The organism is Pseudomonas sp. Irchel 3F6, from assembly GCF_900187595.1.
Classification (GTDB): Bacteria; Pseudomonadota; Gammaproteobacteria; order Pseudomonadales; family Pseudomonadaceae; genus Aquipseudomonas; species Aquipseudomonas siliginis.
In genome coordinates, this window is the sequence record NZ_FYDP01000002.1 from 1,199,575 (window position 1) to 1,214,958 (window position 15,384).

Annotated in this window: 11 protein-coding genes; 5 read left to right on the forward strand and 6 right to left on the reverse strand. The window is 61.1% G+C overall.

Going from position 1 to position 15,384, the window contains the following annotated elements; genetic code table 11:
• Positions 1 to 280: 280 nt before the first annotated feature.
• Both CKW30_RS11620 and CKW30_RS11625 read right to left on the reverse strand, forming a co-directional pair.
• Positions 281 to 856, reverse strand: a complete 576-nt coding sequence (locus tag CKW30_RS11620) for an ANTAR domain-containing response regulator (RefSeq protein ID WP_007916390.1) — start codon at positions 854 to 856, stop codon at positions 281 to 283.
• A 15-nt stretch (positions 857 to 871) separates the two neighbouring features.
• On the reverse strand, positions 872 to 2,083 hold the full coding sequence (locus tag CKW30_RS11625; protein ID WP_095180845.1) for a CmpA/NrtA family ABC transporter substrate-binding protein: 1,212 nt from the start codon (positions 2,081 to 2,083) through the stop codon (positions 872 to 874).
• 218 nt (positions 2,084 to 2,301) lie between these two features.
• Here CKW30_RS11625 and CKW30_RS11630 point away from each other — a divergent pair, with 218 nt between their 5' ends.
• Positions 2,302 to 3,321: a quinone-dependent dihydroorotate dehydrogenase gene (locus CKW30_RS11630; RefSeq protein WP_071171588.1), complete on the forward strand. Its 1,020-nt coding sequence runs from the start codon at positions 2,302 to 2,304 to the stop codon at positions 3,319 to 3,321.
• A 298-nt stretch (positions 3,322 to 3,619) separates the two neighbouring features.
• Here CKW30_RS11630 and rmf read toward each other — a convergent pair whose 3' ends face one another.
• Positions 3,620 to 3,835: a ribosome modulation factor gene (rmf, locus tag CKW30_RS11635; protein ID WP_003223300.1), complete on the reverse strand. Its 216-nt coding sequence runs from the start codon at positions 3,833 to 3,835 to the stop codon at positions 3,620 to 3,622.
• A gap of 530 nt (positions 3,836 to 4,365) precedes the next feature.
• On the opposite strand from rmf, the gene rlmKL reads away from it, so the two are divergent.
• Both rlmKL and CKW30_RS11645 read left to right on the forward strand, forming a co-directional pair.
• Positions 4,366 to 6,636, forward strand: coding sequence for a bifunctional 23S rRNA (guanine(2069)-N(7))-methyltransferase RlmK/23S rRNA (guanine(2445)-N(2))-methyltransferase RlmL (gene rlmKL / locus CKW30_RS11640; protein WP_024012311.1), 2,271 nt, complete (start codon positions 4,366 to 4,368; stop codon positions 6,634 to 6,636).
• 144 nt (positions 6,637 to 6,780) lie between these two features.
• On the forward strand, positions 6,781 to 9,165 hold the full coding sequence (locus tag CKW30_RS11645; protein WP_095180846.1) for a diguanylate cyclase: 2,385 nt from the start codon (positions 6,781 to 6,783) through the stop codon (positions 9,163 to 9,165).
• A gap of 159 nt (positions 9,166 to 9,324) precedes the next feature.
• Here CKW30_RS11645 and dacB read toward each other — a convergent pair whose 3' ends face one another.
• Positions 9,325 to 10,785 carry a D-alanyl-D-alanine carboxypeptidase/D-alanyl-D-alanine-endopeptidase gene (dacB, locus tag CKW30_RS11650; RefSeq protein ID WP_041479117.1) on the reverse strand — a complete coding sequence of 487 codons (1,461 nt, stop codon included), beginning with the start codon at positions 10,783 to 10,785 and terminating at the stop codon, positions 9,325 to 9,327.
• Between the two features lie 234 nt (positions 10,786 to 11,019).
• On the opposite strand from dacB, the gene CKW30_RS11655 reads away from it, so the two are divergent.
• On the forward strand, positions 11,020 to 11,364 hold the full coding sequence (locus CKW30_RS11655; protein ID WP_016773843.1) for a YggL family protein: 345 nt from the start codon (positions 11,020 to 11,022) through the stop codon (positions 11,362 to 11,364).
• Between the two features lie 243 nt (positions 11,365 to 11,607).
• Here the strand turns inward: CKW30_RS11655 and CKW30_RS11660 are convergent, their stop codons facing one another.
• Positions 11,608 to 12,798: a benzoate/H(+) symporter BenE family transporter gene (locus CKW30_RS11660; protein ID WP_095180847.1), complete on the reverse strand. Its 1,191-nt coding sequence runs from the start codon at positions 12,796 to 12,798 to the stop codon at positions 11,608 to 11,610.
• A 358-nt stretch (positions 12,799 to 13,156) separates the two neighbouring features.
• On the opposite strand from CKW30_RS11660, the gene CKW30_RS11665 reads away from it, so the two are divergent.
• Positions 13,157 to 13,921, forward strand: a complete 765-nt coding sequence (locus CKW30_RS11665) for a GntR family transcriptional regulator (protein ID WP_007918375.1) — start codon at positions 13,157 to 13,159, stop codon at positions 13,919 to 13,921.
• Positions 13,922 to 14,077: 156 nt separating this feature from the next.
• On the opposite strand, the gene guaD is transcribed toward CKW30_RS11665, so the two are convergent.
• Positions 14,078 to 15,382 (reverse strand): guanine deaminase, encoded by a 1,305-nt coding sequence (gene guaD, locus CKW30_RS11670; protein WP_095180848.1) that lies wholly within the window; start codon positions 15,380 to 15,382, stop codon positions 14,078 to 14,080.
• Between the last annotated feature and the right edge of the window lie 2 nt (positions 15,383 to 15,384).

Below are 15,384 nucleotides of genomic sequence, written 5' to 3' on the forward strand. Positions count from 1 at the left end.
CCGAATCATTTGCCGATCTGAACGATTTCGAGTGAATCCATAATCGACTCGGTCGTTCAGGTCGGCGGACAGCGCAAGACAACGCGGTCGGTCCCCTCTCCCTCCGGGAGAGGGAACCGAGCGGGGGATGGCCGAATCATTTGCCGATCTGAACGATTTCGAGTGAATCCATAATCGACTCGGTCGTTCAGGTCGGCGGACAGCGCAAGACAACGCGGTCGGTCCCCTCTCCCTCCGGGAGAGGGCTAGGGTGAGGGGCCCTTGATTTGCAGCGAAAATTTCAGCCCAGCAACTCACTCATGGCAATGATCTGCTCCGCCACCTGAATCAGCTTCTGCTGGCGGCTCATCGCCTGGCGGCGCATCAGCGTGTAGGCCTCTTCCTCGTTGCAATCCTTCATCTTCATCAGCAACCCCTTGGCCAGTTCGATGCGCTTGCGCTCGGCCAGTTGCTGATCGCGCGCCTGCAATTGCGCGCGCAAAGCCTGGTCACTCTCGAAGCGCGCCATCGCCACGTCGAGAATCGGCTGCAACCGTTGTGCGTGAATGCCTTCGACGATGTAGGCACTGACCCCGGACTTGATCGCCTGACGCATCACCCCCGGGTCATGTTCGTCGGTAAACATCACGATCGGCCGGGGCTGGTCGCGGCTGACCAGCACCACTTGCTCCATGACATCGCGGCTCGGTGACTCGGTATCGATCAGGATCACGTCCGGGCGCACCGTTTCGACGCGCGCCGGCAGGTCGATGGTCAGGCCGGACTCGTCGATTACCTCGAAGCCGGCCTCGGTCAGCGCCGCTTTCAGGCGTCCGACTTTTTTCGCGGTGTCGTTGATCAGCAGAATGCGCAACATGTTCGCGGTCTCCTGTCAGCGCTGGGCGAGAAGGGGGGCGGTGTCGCTCAGGGCATGCAGTTTGAAACTGCGCGCATAACCCGCCGGGTCGCTGCCGTCCCAGACCTTGCCGTCGAGCAACTGGCTGCTGCGCAGGTCTGCGTACGAAGTCGCAACACCGACAGCGCTGGCGGCCTCGCGATACAGATCCAGACGCTGAACCTGGCGGGCTACGGCCAGATAATCCGGATCCTCGCGCAACAGACCCCAGCGACGAAACTGGGTCATGAACCACATGCCGTCGGAGAGGTACGGCAGATTGACCTCGCCACCGCCGTGAAAACGCAGCGCATGCGGGTCCTGCCAGCGATTGCCGAGGCCATCGGCGTAATCCCCCATGAAACGCGGCTCGATGCACGGGGCGGGGGTGTCGAGGTATTCGGCGGCGCTGAGTAATTGCGCGGTACTGCGGCGGTTTTCCGGGCTTTCTTCGATGAAGCGACTGGCCTCAAGGATGGCCATGACCAGCGCCCGCGCGGTGTTGGGGTATTGCTCGACGAATTCGCGAGTGCAGCCGAGGACTTTTTCCGGGTGGTCGGGCCAGATGCTCTGGCTGGTCGCCAGGGTGAAACCGAGATTCTGCTGCACGGCGCTGGCCGCCCACGGTTCGCCGACGCAAAAGCCGTCGATGCGCCCGGCTTGCAGGTGCGCGACCATTTGCGGCGGCGGCACCACCACACTGTCGACGTCCTGCAACGGATGAATGCCCTGGCTCGCCAGCCAGTAATACAGCCACATCGCGTGAGTGCCGGTGGGAAAGGTCTGGGCGAAGGTCAGTTTTGCGCGGCTTTGGTGCACATGCCGATCGAGCGCTTCAGGACTGTTCACGCCAGCCTGTTGCAAGCCATGGGACAGGTTCAGGCTCTGGCCATTCTGGTTCAGGCCCATCAGCACCGCCATGTCGGTCGGGGCGACACCGCCGATGCCCAGGTGCACCGCATAAATCAGCCCGTACAGACTGTGCGCGGCATCCAGTTCGCCGCTGACCAGCTTGTCGCGCAAGTTGGCCCATGACGCCTGACGCTTGAGGTTCAGGGTCAGGCCGTAGGGTTGGGCGAAGCCCTGGGTGGCGGCGACCACCACCGAGGCGCAGTCGCTCAGCGCCATGAAGCCGAGATTGATCGCGCTCTTTTCCGGCGCATCGCTGCCATTGACCCAGGCCAGAGGCCCCAAGGACGTTTCGTTCATACGCTACCTCAAAAAAAACGTCGTCCCGGATTCTGCGCAGGCAAAACCCGGGGACGACGCCATTGTCCTGGCCTGCGCGCCGTCATTGGTCGGCAGACTGATGAGCGGGGTGGTGCAAGGCATATGCCAGTCGCCTGATTCGCGCAGGCGCCTCGCGCCGGGGGACGATGCCCGGCTATAATCGCCGCCTCTTTTCGCCGCCCGAGTCATTGCCGCCCATGTACACCCTGGCCCGTCAGCTGTTGTTCAAACTTTCCCCGGAAACCTCCCACGATCTGTCGCTGGATCTGATCGGCGCGGGTGGACGTTTGGGCCTCAACGGCTTGCTGTGCAAGGCTCCGGCGAAAATGCCGGTGACCGTCATGGGGCTGGAGTTCCCGAACCCTGTCGGTCTGGCGGCCGGTCTGGACAAGAACGGCGCGGCCATCGACGGCTTCGCGCAACTGGGTTTCGGCTTTGTCGAAATCGGCACCGTGACCCCGCGTCCGCAGCCGGGTAACCCGAAACCACGGATCTTCCGCCTGCCGGAAGCCGAGGCGATCATCAACCGCATGGGCTTCAACAACCTTGGCGTGGATAACCTGCTGGCGCGGGTCGCTGCGGCGAAATACCAGGGCGTGCTGGGCATCAATATCGGCAAGAACTTCGACACCCCGGTCGAGCGCGCGGTCGACGATTACCTGATCTGCCTGGACAAGGTTTACGCCCACGCCAGCTACGTCACCGTCAACGTCAGCTCGCCAAACACCCCGGGCCTGCGCAGCCTGCAGTTCGGCGACTCGCTCAAGCAATTGCTCGCGGACCTGGCCACGCGCCGCGCCGAACTGGCTCTGCGTCACGGCAAGCATGTGCCGCTGGCGATCAAGATCGCGCCGGACATGACCGACGAAGAAACTGCGCAGGTCGCCCAAGCCTTGATCGAAACCGGCATGGATGCGGTGATCGCCACCAATACGACTTTGAGCCGTGTCGGCGTCGAAGGCATGGAGCATGGTGACGAGGCGGGCGGTCTGTCGGGTGCGCCGGTGCGTGAAAAGAGCACCCATACCGTGAAGGTGCTGGCGGGCGAATTGGCCGGGCGTTTGCCGATCATTGCTGCGGGCGGGATTACCGAGGGCAAGCACGCGGCGGAGAAGATCACGGCCGGTGCAAGCCTGGTGCAGATCTATTCGGGCTTCATCTACAAAGGCCCGGCGCTGATTCGTGAATCGGTAGACGCCATCGCCGCGTTGCGCTGAGGATTGCCGAGGCCTTGGGGAGCCTTTGTGGCGAGGGGATTTATCCCCGCTGGGCTGCTCAGCAGCCCCAAACCTTCCACAGTGATATGCCAGGTAGATTGAAGTTCGGACTTCGCGACTGCTGCGCAGCCGAGCGGGGATAAATCCCCTCGCCACGTGGATCCCGGTTAACCCTTTTTGCAGGCATAAAAAAGGGCTCCTCGAAGGAGCCCCTGGGCCGTAGCCCGCCGTCCGGGAGGGACGTGCGTGGTTAATTCAATGCAAATTCAGATTGTCGTGTCGGAATAAATGCCCTGTGTCAGCCGACGGCGTGAAGTTCGTTGAGTCTGTGGATTCCCGCAGTGCCGGTCATACCGTCCCAGTTGTCGCCGCGTCCTTCTCGCCAGCCGTTGATCCAGGCTTGACGTACCGACGGTAGAGTAAATGGGCAAAGCTCACGGGATTTGCCACCAACGCCATATTGATATCCGCGCAAAAATGCTCTTTCCAACGGATCACGCTTAAGTCTTCTCATAGGGTGTTTCCCTCACTTGTTGACTGTAGTGTCGCGTTGACCTCAATTGAGGTCTGGCAGAAAAAACCTGCCATCGTGCGGCTCGCTGCCGGCGTGGCGAGCCAAGGTGTTGACGCCGTTGCGACGTCAACCTGTGCTCAGTTCTAACCAATGAGTCACACCGAGGGAATGATCGTTTTGTCATAAGCACGTAACGTAAAGGATGCTATGGCGATAAGTAACCGCGTATTTATTCAACGTTCATTGCGCAAACCCCGGTATGATCGGCGCCCCGCTGACTCAGGGGGTTAATCCTTTAGTGAGAATGACCCACGTTTGCGCTTGGGTAATATTCGACGAAGGGTCGCTTTCAGTCTTTTTGTTTCACCAACTTTTTTATCTGTCCCGGCATCTAAGCTCTTTTAACCCGAGCAGCGGGGATGGAACGGCACACCTTCGTGCCACGCGGGCGCTCTTTCAGAAAAGCGCCTGATTGAAAACCGGGTCGGCAATGCGTTGCCCGCCCACTAGCCAAAGGCTCTGGAATTACCATGTCCGATCGTTTCGAACTCTTCCTCACTTGCCCCAAAGGCCTTGAAGGCCTGCTCATCGAGGAAGCCGTCGGGCTTGGCCTTGAAGAAGCTCGCGAGCACACCTCCGCCGTGCGTGGCATGGCGACCATGGAAACCGCTTATCGCCTGTGCCTCTGGTCGCGTTTGGCCAACCGTGTGTTGCTGGTGCTCAAGCGTTTCCCGATGAAGGACGCCGAAGACCTCTACCACGGCGTGCTCGACATCGACTGGCAGGATCACATGCTCAGCGACGGCACCCTGGCCGTCGAATTCAGCGGCCACGGCTCGGGCATCGACAACACCCACTTCGGCGCGCTGAAAGTCAAAGATGCCATCGTCGACAAACTGCGCACGCCACAGGGCGATCGTCCATCCATCGACAAACTCAACCCGGACCTGCGCATTCACCTGCGTCTGGATCGCGGCGAAGCGATTCTGTCCCTCGACCTCTCCGGCCACAGCCTGCACCAGCGCGGCTATCGCTTGCAGCAGGGCGCGGCGCCGCTGAAGGAAAACCTCGCGGCGGCAATCCTCATCCGTTCCGGCTGGCCGCGCATTGCCGCCGAAGGTGGCGCACTGGCTGACCCGATGTGCGGTGTCGGTACGTTCCTCGTCGAAGCGGGGATGATCGCCGCCGACATGGCGCCGAACCTGCGTCGCGAGCAGTGGGGCTTTACCGCGTGGCTCGGTCACGTGCCGGCACTGTGGAAAAAACTCCACGAAGAAGCCGTCGAGCGTGCCGCCGCCGGTCTGGCCAAACCGCCGCTGTGGATTCGCGGTTACGAAGCCGATCCACGACTGATTCAGCCAGGCCGCAACAACGTTGAACGTGCCGGCCTCAGCGAGTGGATCAAGATCTACCAGGGCGAAGTGGCGACCTTCGAGCCGCGCCCGGATCAGAACCAGAAAGGTCTGGTCATCTGCAACCCGCCGTACGGCGAGCGTCTCGGTGACGAAGCCAGCCTGCTGTATCTCTACCAGAACCTCGGCGAGCGTCTGCGTCAGGCCTGCCTGAACTGGGAAGCGGCGGTGTTCACCGGCGCCCCGGATCTGGGCAAACGCATGGGTATCCGCAGCCATAAACAATATTCGTTCTGGAACGGCGCGCTGCCGTGCAAACTGCTGCTGATCAAGGTTCTGCCGGATCAGTTCGTCACTGGCGAACGCCGCACTCCGGAACAGCGTCAGGCCGAGCGCGAGCAAGCGGCTTACGATCAGACCCCGGACGAGCCGCAAGAGCGCAAGTTCAACAAGAACGGCAACCCGATCAAGCCGACGCCAGCCCCGGCGCCAGTGATCGAACAGCCGCGCCTGAGTGAAGGCGGGCAGATGTTTGCCAATCGCTTGCAAAAAAATCTCAAGGCGATGGGCAAGTGGGTCAAACGCGAAGGCATCGATTGCTACCGCGTCTATGATGCCGACATGCCTGAATACGCGATGGCCATCGACCTGTACCACGACTGGGTGCACGTTCAGGAATACGCCGCGCCGAAATCCATCGACCCGGAAAAAGCCTCGGCGCGCATGTTCGATGCGCTGGCGGCCATACCGCAGGCGTTGAACGTCGACAAGAACCGCGTGGTGGTCAAGCGCCGCGAGCGGCAGAGCGGCACCAAGCAGTACGAGCGTCAGGCGGCCCAGGGCAAGTTCGTCGAGGTCAATGAAGGTGGCGTGAAGTTGCTGGTCAACCTCACCGATTACCTCGACACCGGCCTGTTCCTCGATCACCGGCCGATGCGCATGCGCATTCAGAAAGAGGCGGCCGGCAAACGCTTCCTCAATCTGTTTTGCTACACCGCGACCGCCAGCGTGCACGCGGCCAAGGGCGGCGCGCGCAGCACCACCAGCGTCGACCTGTCGAAAACCTATCTGGACTGGGCGCGACGCAACCTGTCGCTGAACGGCTTCTCGGACAAGAACCGTCTGGAGCAGGGTGATGTGATGGCGTGGCTGGAAAGCAGCCGCGACGAATACGACCTGATCTTCATCGACCCGCCGACGTTCTCCAACTCCAAGCGCATGGAAGGCATCTTCGACGTACAGCGCGATCAGGTGCAGTTGATCGACTTGGCGATGGCGCGGCTGGCACCGGGTGGCGTGCTGTATTTCTCCAACAACTTCCGCAAGTTCCAGTTGGAGGAAAACCTCGCCGAGCGTTATGCGGTCGAGGAAATCAGCGCGCAGACCATTGATCCGGATTTCGCCCGCAATACCAAGATCCACCGCGCCTGGAAAATCACGGCTCGTTGACGCTTTCACTGGTTGGATCCACAGAGCCTTGATTTTTAACGGCTCGGTGGATCCAGCGGTGCTGGCTAAATTAGTGGCTAATAGCTATAACTCACACACCGCCAATGGGGTTTTCCCGTGAATCTGGCGGAGTGAGTCGTGCTTATGCCGTTGCACCCCGTGCGCCCGAAAATCCTCGGTTTCATCAGTGAAGACGTCTCAGCCTGGCTGGTCGCTTTGCTGGTGTTGCTTGCCGGCGGGATTCTCACCGGGCTGCTCGCGTGGGGCACCTTCAACCAGTTTCAGCAACAATCGCGTCAGCGCTTTCAACTGCTGGCCAACGAACGCTACAGCCGTATCGCCGAACGTTTTCAGGACCAGGAGCAACGTCTCGATAGTCTGCGCCGGTTCTTCGCCAACTCCGAATCGGTGTCCCGCGCCGAATTCGACGGCTACTCCCGCCCTTTATTGCTGCGCACCCAAGCCTATACCTATGCCCCGAGAGTCAGTGGTGCCGAACGCGCCGCGTTCGAACAGCAGGTGCGTGACGAAGGCCTGAGCAACTTCACCATTCGCGAGCTCGACGCCAATGGCGAGCTGCAACTGGCGGCAGCGCGCGACGCATATGTGCCGGTGCTGTACACCCAGACCCAAAGCCGATTGGCGCCACCACTGGGTTATGACTTGCTCGCCCAACCCTTGCGCCGCGAAACCCTGCAACGCGCCGACCAGCTCGGCAGCATGGCGGTGTCGCAACCGATGCACCTGGTCGGGATTGAGCCGTCCTACGCGCGTGGGGTGTTGCTACTGGCGCCGGTCAGTCGCGCCGGAGAATCGCAGCCGTTCGGCTATGTGATGGCGGTGATCAGCATGCGCCAGTTGCTCGCCGACGGTTTGCCCGATGCCCTGCACGATTACCTGTCGGTGCGCATTCTCGACCTGTCGACCCAGGATCAGCACGAGGCGCTGTTCGAATCGAGCAACGAGGCGGTGCCCGGCGATCTGGCGGCGACGCGCTTGCTGCGCATGGCCGACCACGACTATCAGGTCGATATCCTTCCGAGCGAGGCGTTCATGCAGGCCAACCATTCGTCGGTGGGCAGCGTGATCATTCTTGGCGGCTTGCTCAGCGCATTGCTCAGCGCCTTGCTTTACGTGCTGGTCAGCCAGCGCCAGCGCGCGGTGCGGCTGGTCGAGGTGCGCACCCAGGAATTGCACGAGCGCGAGCAGGAACTGCGCGGCACCCACGGTCAGTTGCGCGGCGTGCTGAATGCCGCCACTCAGGTCGCGATCATTGCCACCGACCTGCGCGGGGTGATCAACACTTTCAATCCCGGCGCCGAGCAAATGCTCGGCTACAGCAGCGCCGAAGTGGTCGGGCGCATGACCCTGGAGAACCTGCATTTGCCACGGGAACTGGCGGCGCGTTCGGCCGAGTTGAGTGCGCGCTACGGCAAAAGTATTCCGACTTGCCACGCGATGCTGGTCGAGGGCGGCGAAGTCGGCGGCCATGAAGCGCGCGAGTGGACACTGGTGCGCAGCGATGGCAGTCACCTGCCGGTGAACATGCTCGCCACCCCGGTGCTTGACGAGCAAGGCCTGTGGGTCGGTCATCTGGCGATCTGCATCGACATCACCGAACGCAAACGCGTGCACGAGGTGCTGGCAGCACGCGACACATTGCTGAAGAAGCTCAGCGCCCATGTTCCCGGTGGCATCTACCAATTCAAGATGGAATTCGACGGACGCTTCAGCGTGATCTACGCCAGCGATGGCATCCGCGAAATCTACGAGCTGGAGCCGGATGTGCTGCTGCTCGACTCCGAGGCGATCTTCAGTCGTATCCACCCGCAGGATGCGATTCGCGTGCGCAGCTCGATCCGCGAATCGGCGGAAAACCTCAGCCCGTGGCGCGAGGAATACCGCGTGCAACTGCCTGAACGCGGCCTGCGCTGGGTGCGCGGCGAGGCGACGCCTGAAGAACTGCCGGGCGGCGGGGTGCTGTGGCACGGTTATATCTCGGATATTTCTGACCTCAAGCGCGTGGAAGAAGAATTGCGCGCGTTGTCGATCACCGATTCGCTGACCGGCATTCACAATCGCCGCTATTTCCAGGAACGCCTGACCACCGAAATGGCCCGGGTTGAGCGTGGCGGCGGTGAGTTGTCGGTGATCATGCTCGACATCGACCACTTCAAACGCATCAACGATCAGTTCGGCCACGCCGTCGGCGACCGCGTGCTGCAAGCAGTTTGCGAGCGGATCGGCCATCGCTTGCGCCGCACCGACGTGTTCTGCCGTCTGGGCGGCGAAGAGTTCATGGTGCTGTGCCCGGACATCGACGGCGAACACGCCTACATGCTCGCGAGGGAATTGTGGGAAGGTTTGCGCGGCGCGCCGGTGGACGTGGTCGGCGTAGTCACCGCCAGTTTCGGCATCGCCAGTTGGCGCCCGGCGGAGGGCGCGGATGCGCTGTTGCTGCGCGCTGACTCAGGGGTTTACGCAGCGAAGCAGAATGGCCGGGATCGGGTTGAGCGGGAGATGTGCTGATTCGAACCTGACACCTGACCCTGTGGGGCAGAGGGGACCTGGCGCTGATTTTCTGTGGGAGCGAGCCTGCTCGCGAAAGCGGTGTGACAGTCACTGAACATGCTTACTGAACCGACGCCTTCGCGAGCAGGCTCGCTCCCACAATTGCACCTGCTGCGCTTACAGCACCGAAGCGGTCTGCGGCAGTTTCGGCTGTTTGTACAGATCCAGCAGCACCTGATCGAGCACCGACGAGGCGCCGAACGGGGCCTTGTCGTTGAGGATCGCTACCACCGCCCAGGTATTGCCGTTCACATCGCGACTGAAACCGGCGATCGCGCGCACGGTGTTCAGGGTGCCGGTCTTGACGTGGGCTTCGCCGCGCATCGCCGTGGTTTTCAGGCGTTTGCGCATGGTGCCGTCGGTGCCGGCAATCGGCAGCGAGCTGATGTATTCGGCGGCGTACGGGCTGTGCCAGGCGGCCTGCAGCATGTTGGCCATTTCCCGCGCACTGACCCGCTCGGCCCGCGACAGACCAGAACCATTCTCCATCACCAGATGCGGCGCGGTGATGCCTTTCTTCGCCAGCCACTGACGCACCACGCGCTGCGCAGCCCGGGCGTCGTCACCGTCGGCATCGTTGCGGAAACGCTGGCCAAGGCTGAGGAACAGCTGCTGGGCCATGGTGTTGTTACTGTATTTGTTGATGTCGCGGATGATCTCGGCCAGATCCGGCGAGTACGCGCGGGCAAGCAGTTTGGCGCTGCTCGGCGTCGGCGCCAGACGATCCTTGCCCTGAATGCTGCCACCCAGTTCCTTCCAGATCGCCCGCACGGCGCCGGCGGTGTAGGTCGCGTGGTCGAGCAGCGACAGATAAGTCTGCGAGCTGCAGCCTTCGCCCAACTGGCCGCCGACGGTTACGGTCACGCTGCCATCGGCCTGCGGCACCGGGTTGTAGCGCACGCCGCCGGTGCATTGCTTGGACGGCAGGGCTTTGACGGTGTTTTCGATGCGGATGTTCGCGATCGGCGGCTCCACGGAAATCAACACGCGGCCACCGTCATTGCGCGCAACAAAGCGCAGGGCCTTGAGGTTGACCAGCAGCGAGTCGGGCTTGACCAGGAACGGCTTGTTGTCGTCGTTGCCGTCATCGTTGAATTCCGGCAATTGCGGCTGCACGAAGAAGTTGCGGTCGAGGATCAGGTCGCCGGTGATCTGCGTGACGCCGTTGGCGCGCAGGTCGCGCATCAACAGCCAGAGTTTCTCCATGTTCAGCTTCGGGTCACCGCCGCCCTTGAGGTAGAGGTTGCCGTTGAGAATGCCGCCGCTCAGGGTGCCATCGGTGTAGAACTCGGTTTTCCACTGATGGTTGGGCCCGAGCATTTCCAGCGCCGCGTAAGTGGTGACCAGTTTCATCGTCGAGGCCGGATTGACCGAGACGTCGGCGTTGAACACGGTCGGCGTGCCCGGACCGTCGAGCGGCACCATCACCAGCGACAGCGCAGTGGGCTGCAGCTTGCTGGCCTTGAGGGCTTTTTCGACGTTCGGGGTGAGGGAAGTGTTGATGGTGGCAGCGGAGACAGGCAGGGCCAGAGGCAGAAGAAGGCCGGCGAGAAACAGTGGACGCAACGATTTGATCATATGCAATAAAACCCTGCAAAAGAGGGGGGGAAAGACGAGGACATGGATGAAAAGGCCCTCAGTGGTCATGAAAGTGTCGGCATTATGCCCCAAGCTGTAACAGCTTGTGCCGTGTCGCGACCGGCCAATCGCTTATTTTTTTACAGGCGGTCGGCCGCAGCGACCAGAGAGTCGGGCAATCGCTGGCTTAAACTGGTAAAGTGCCGGCCGTTATTACTTAAGAGGATTGTTCCAATGGCGACTAACCGTTCCCAGCGTCTGCGCAAAAAACTGTGCGTAGATGAATTTCAAGAGCTGGGTTTCGAACTGAACCTGGACTTCAAAGAAGACTTGTCCGAAGAAGCCATTGACGCTTTCCTCGAAGCATTCATCAAAGAAGCCATGGAAGCCAACGGTCTGGGTTATGTTGGCGGCGACGACTTCGGTCTGGTGTGCCTGCAGAAGCGTGGCTCGGTCAACGAAGAGCAGCGCGCTGCCGTTGAAGCCTGGCTGAAAAACCGCTCCGAGCTGACCAAGTACGAAGTCAGCCCGCTGCTGGATGTGTGGTATCCGGAAAAGCCGATCAACGCGGCCAAGTGATACTGAAAAAAACGGCGACCTGAGGGTCGCCGTTTTTTTTCGTCTGGTGTTTAGGTGATACGGCTTGGATTTGATGGTGGACTCGCCCCTCACCCCAGCCCTCTCCCGAGGGAGAGGGAGCCGATCTGTGGGCTTTTCGGGATGTGAGTTCGACTTGATATCCCTCGTCGGCGTATATCTTCCGAGCACCTTGGTCAGTCCCCTCTCCCTTTGGGAGAGGGTTAGGGTGAGGGGCTTTTGATCTTAAGCTCTGCGCCAATTCAAAATCACCAGCGTCAAAACCCCCGCCACAATCCCCCAGAACGCCGAACCAATGGAAAACAGCGTCAGCCCCGACGCCGTGACCATAAAGGTGATCAACGCCGCTTCCCGTTCCTTCACCTCGTTCATGGCAATGCTCAAGCCATTGATGATCGAGCCGAACAGCGCCAGCGCGGCAATCGACAGCACCAGTTCTTTCGGCAACGCCGCAAACAATGCCGCCAACGTCGCGCCGAACACCCCGGCAATCCCGTAGAACACCCCGCACCACACCGCTGCGGTGTATCGCTTGTTGCGATCTTCATGGGCATGCGGACCGGTGCAGATCGCCGCGCTGATCGCCGCGAGGTTAATACCGTGTGAGCCGAACGGCGCCAGCAACAGCGAGGCGATGCCGGTGGTGGTGATCAGTGGCGAGGCCGGGACGTTATAGCCATCGGCGCGCAGCACGGCGATGCCGGGCATGTTCTGCGAGGTCATCGCCACCACGAACAGCGGAATGCCGATGCTGATGGTTGCGGCCAGGGAGAAGTGCGGCGTGGTCCACACCGGGGTGGCCACTTCCAGATGAAAGCCGTTGAAATCCAGCAGCCCCATGAAGCCCGACAGCGCGGTGCCGATCAGCAGCGCCGCGAGCACCGCATAGCGCGGCGACAGGCGCTTGACCAGCAGATAAGTGAAGAACATCCCCAACACCAGACCGGTACGGTGTTGCGCGGCGACGAAGATTTCGCTGCCGATCTTGAACAGAATCCCTGCCAGCAGAGCTGCCGCCAAAGAGGCCGGGATCTTTTTTACCAGCCGTTCGAAGCTGCCGGTCAGGCCGCAGATCGTCACCAGCACCGCGCACGTGACATAGGCGCCGATTGCCTCGCCATAACTGACACCGCCCAGGCTGGTGATCAGCAACGCCGCGCCGGGTGTCGACCAGGCGATGGTGATCGGTGTGCGATAGCGCAGCGACAGGCCAATCGAACACACCGCCATGCCGATCGAAATCGCCCAGATCCACGAGGAAATCTGCCCGCTGCTCAGGCCGGCCGCTTGCCCGGCCTGGAACATCAGCACCAGCGAACTGGTGTAACCGGTCATCATCGCGATGAAACCGGCGACGATGGCGGAAGGCGAAGTGTCGGCCAGAGGGCGCAGGCGGGCGTGGGTGGCGTCGGTCATGACGGCGGTGTTCCTTATACCAATGGAGATGTCCGCCACAACACAGAACCTCTGTGGGAGCGAGCCTGCTCGCGAAAGCGCTATGTCAGTCAACATTCATAGTGAATGTGAAATGGCTTTCGCGAGCAGGCTCGCTCCCACGGGGGATTGCGGTCATGCAGCGGATTCTGCGATCAAGCCTAAACTCAAACCTGACAAACCGTTGCAATACAGCCGCAGGCGCAAATAGCCGTACAGTCGTGTTGCCACCATTCATTGTGTACAATCGCGCTGTTTTTTACGCGATACTTGCCAGCGACCTACTGTGCCGTATTACAGTCACGGTCTATTCGCCGCAGTTTTCCCGACTCGAGTGCCCATGAACGAACAGTTGCAACCCCTCAAGAAACAACCGCGAGCAGGCAAAGCCGGCCGCAGCGGAACCCAGGACGATATTGTCTACGCGCATATCTTCGAGGCCATCCTCGAACAGCGTCTGGCGCCCGGTACCAAGTTGAGCGAAGAGGCGCTGGGGGAAATCTTCGGGGTCAGCCGCACCATCATTCGCCGCGCGCTGTCGCGTCTGGCCCATGAAGGCGTGGTGCTGTTGCGGCCGAATCGTGGCGCCGTCGTCGCCAGCCCGAGTGTTGAAGAAGCGCGTCAAGTGTTCCTCGCCCGCCGTCTGGTCGAGCGTGCGATCACTGAATTGGCCGTGCAGCACGCCACGGCCGAGCAGATCGCCGAATTGCGGCAGATGGTCAACGATGAGCGCGACAGTTTCTCGCGCGGCGATCGCGGTGCCGGTATTCGTCTGTCGGGCGAATTCCACCTGAAACTGGCGGAAGCGGCGATGAACGCACCGTTGATCAGCTTCCAGCGCAGCCTGGTTTCGCAGACCTCGCTGATCATTGCCCAGTATGAAAGCGGCAACCGCTCGCACTGCTCGTACGACGAACACACGCAGTTGATCGACGCCATTGAAAAGCGCGACGGCGAACTGGCGGTGAATCTGATGATGCATCACATGGATCACATCGACAGCAAGCTCAACCTCGACGAGGAAGGCGCGTCGGATGATCTGCATGCGGTGTTCTCGCATTTGTTGCAGACCAAGAAGCCGGGGCGTCCAGCGGCCAAGCTCTAAGCTGAAACCGAGTCGCGGCTTTCGCGAGCAGGCTCGCTCCCACAGAGGAATGCATTTCAAAGGTGGGAGCGAGCCTGCTCGCGAAGACAACCTGACCGGCAACAAAAATCCTCCGGGGTAAACACCACCGGGGGATTTTTTATGCCTTGGGGAAACTCAGCGCTGATGCACCAAAGCCCCCGCCGCATACGTCTGCTGCACAGTCCGGTCATCGCCCAAGGTCATCAACACAAACAACGTCTCGGCAATGTTATTGGCCTGCTTCAAGCGATAACTCAGCAGCGGCGTGGCGTTGTAATCCAGCACGAGGAAGTCGGCATCGGAGCCCGGTTGCAGGTTACCGATCTTGTCTTCCAGGCGCAGCGCCCGCGCACCCCCGAGGGTTGCCAGGTACAGCGACTTGAACGGGCTCAACCGCGCGCCCTGCAGTTGCATGACCTTGTAGGCTTCGTTGAGGGTTTGCAGCAGGGAGAAACTGGTACCGCCGCCGACGTCGGTGCCGAGGCCGACATTGAGCTTGTGCTTTTCCGCCATCGGCAGGTTGAACAGACCGCTGCCGAGGAACAGGTTCGAGGTCGGGCAAAACGAGATCGCCGAGCCGGTTTCCGCCAGTCGCGCGCATTCTTCGTCACACAGGTGCACGCCGTGGGCGAATACCGAGCGCTCGCCGAGCAGTTGGTAATGATCGTAGACGTCGAGGTAGCCCTTGCGCTCCGGAAACAGCTCCTTGACCCACTCGATTTCCTTGAGGTTTTCGCTGATGTGGGTCTGCATGTACAGATCCGGGTATTCAGTCAGCAGTTGCCCGGCGAGGGTCAGTTGTTCGGGGGTGCTGGTGGGGGCGAAGCGCGGCGTCACCGCATAGTGCAAGCGGCCCTTGCCGTGCCAGCGCTCGATCAGCGCCTTGCTGTCGACGTAGCTGGATTCGGCGGTATCGACCAGATAGTCCGGGGCATTGCGGTCCATCATCACCTTGCCGGCGATCATGCGCAGATCAAGCTTTTCCGCCGCTTCAAAAAACGAATTGACTGACTGCGGGTGCACGCTGCCGAACACCAGCGCGGTGGTGGTGCCGTTGCGCAGCAGTTCCTTGATGAAAATGTCCGCCACTTCGTCGGCGTGAGCCTTATCACCAAACTGGCTTTCGCAGGGGAACGTGTAGGTGTTCAGCCAGTCGAGCAATTGCTCGCCATAGGAGCCGACCATCCCGGTTTGCGGCAGGTGAATGTGCGTATCGATAAAGCCCGGGGTGATCAGCGCATCCTGATAATGGTTGATCTCGATATCCGCCGGCAGGGTTGGCAGCAGTTCGCTGGCGTGGCCGAGGGCGCTGATCTTGCCGTCGTCGATCACCAGCAGGCCATCCTCGAAATATTCATACGAGGCTTCGATGCCGACTTCGGCAGGGTCGGCGATGCTGTGCAGGATGGCGGCGCGGTAGGCTTTGCGAGTCAGAGGCATGA

Coding starts and splice junctions, on each gene's coding strand:
- CKW30_RS11620 (WP_007916390.1), bottom strand. CDS start 856: ATGTTGCGCATTCTGCTGATCAACGACACCGCGAAAAAAGTCGGACGC.
- CKW30_RS11625 (WP_095180845.1), bottom strand. CDS start 2,083: ATGAACGAAACGTCCTTGGGGCCTCTGGCCTGGGTCAATGGCAGCGAT.
- CKW30_RS11630 (WP_071171588.1), top strand. CDS start 2,302: ATGTACACCCTGGCCCGTCAGCTGTTGTTCAAACTTTCCCCGGAAACC.
- rmf (WP_003223300.1), bottom strand. CDS start 3,835: ATGAGAAGACTTAAGCGTGATCCGTTGGAAAGAGCATTTTTGCGCGGA.
- rlmKL (WP_024012311.1), top strand. CDS start 4,366: ATGTCCGATCGTTTCGAACTCTTCCTCACTTGCCCCAAAGGCCTTGAA.
- CKW30_RS11645 (WP_095180846.1), top strand. CDS start 6,781: ATGCCGTTGCACCCCGTGCGCCCGAAAATCCTCGGTTTCATCAGTGAA.
- dacB (WP_041479117.1), bottom strand. CDS start 10,785: ATGATCAAATCGTTGCGTCCACTGTTTCTCGCCGGCCTTCTTCTGCCT.
- CKW30_RS11655 (WP_016773843.1), top strand. CDS start 11,020: ATGGCGACTAACCGTTCCCAGCGTCTGCGCAAAAAACTGTGCGTAGAT.
- CKW30_RS11660 (WP_095180847.1), bottom strand. CDS start 12,798: ATGACCGACGCCACCCACGCCCGCCTGCGCCCTCTGGCCGACACTTCG.
- CKW30_RS11665 (WP_007918375.1), top strand. CDS start 13,157: ATGAACGAACAGTTGCAACCCCTCAAGAAACAACCGCGAGCAGGCAAA.
- guaD (WP_095180848.1), bottom strand. CDS start 15,382: ATGCCTCTGACTCGCAAAGCCTACCGCGCCGCCATCCTGCACAGCATC.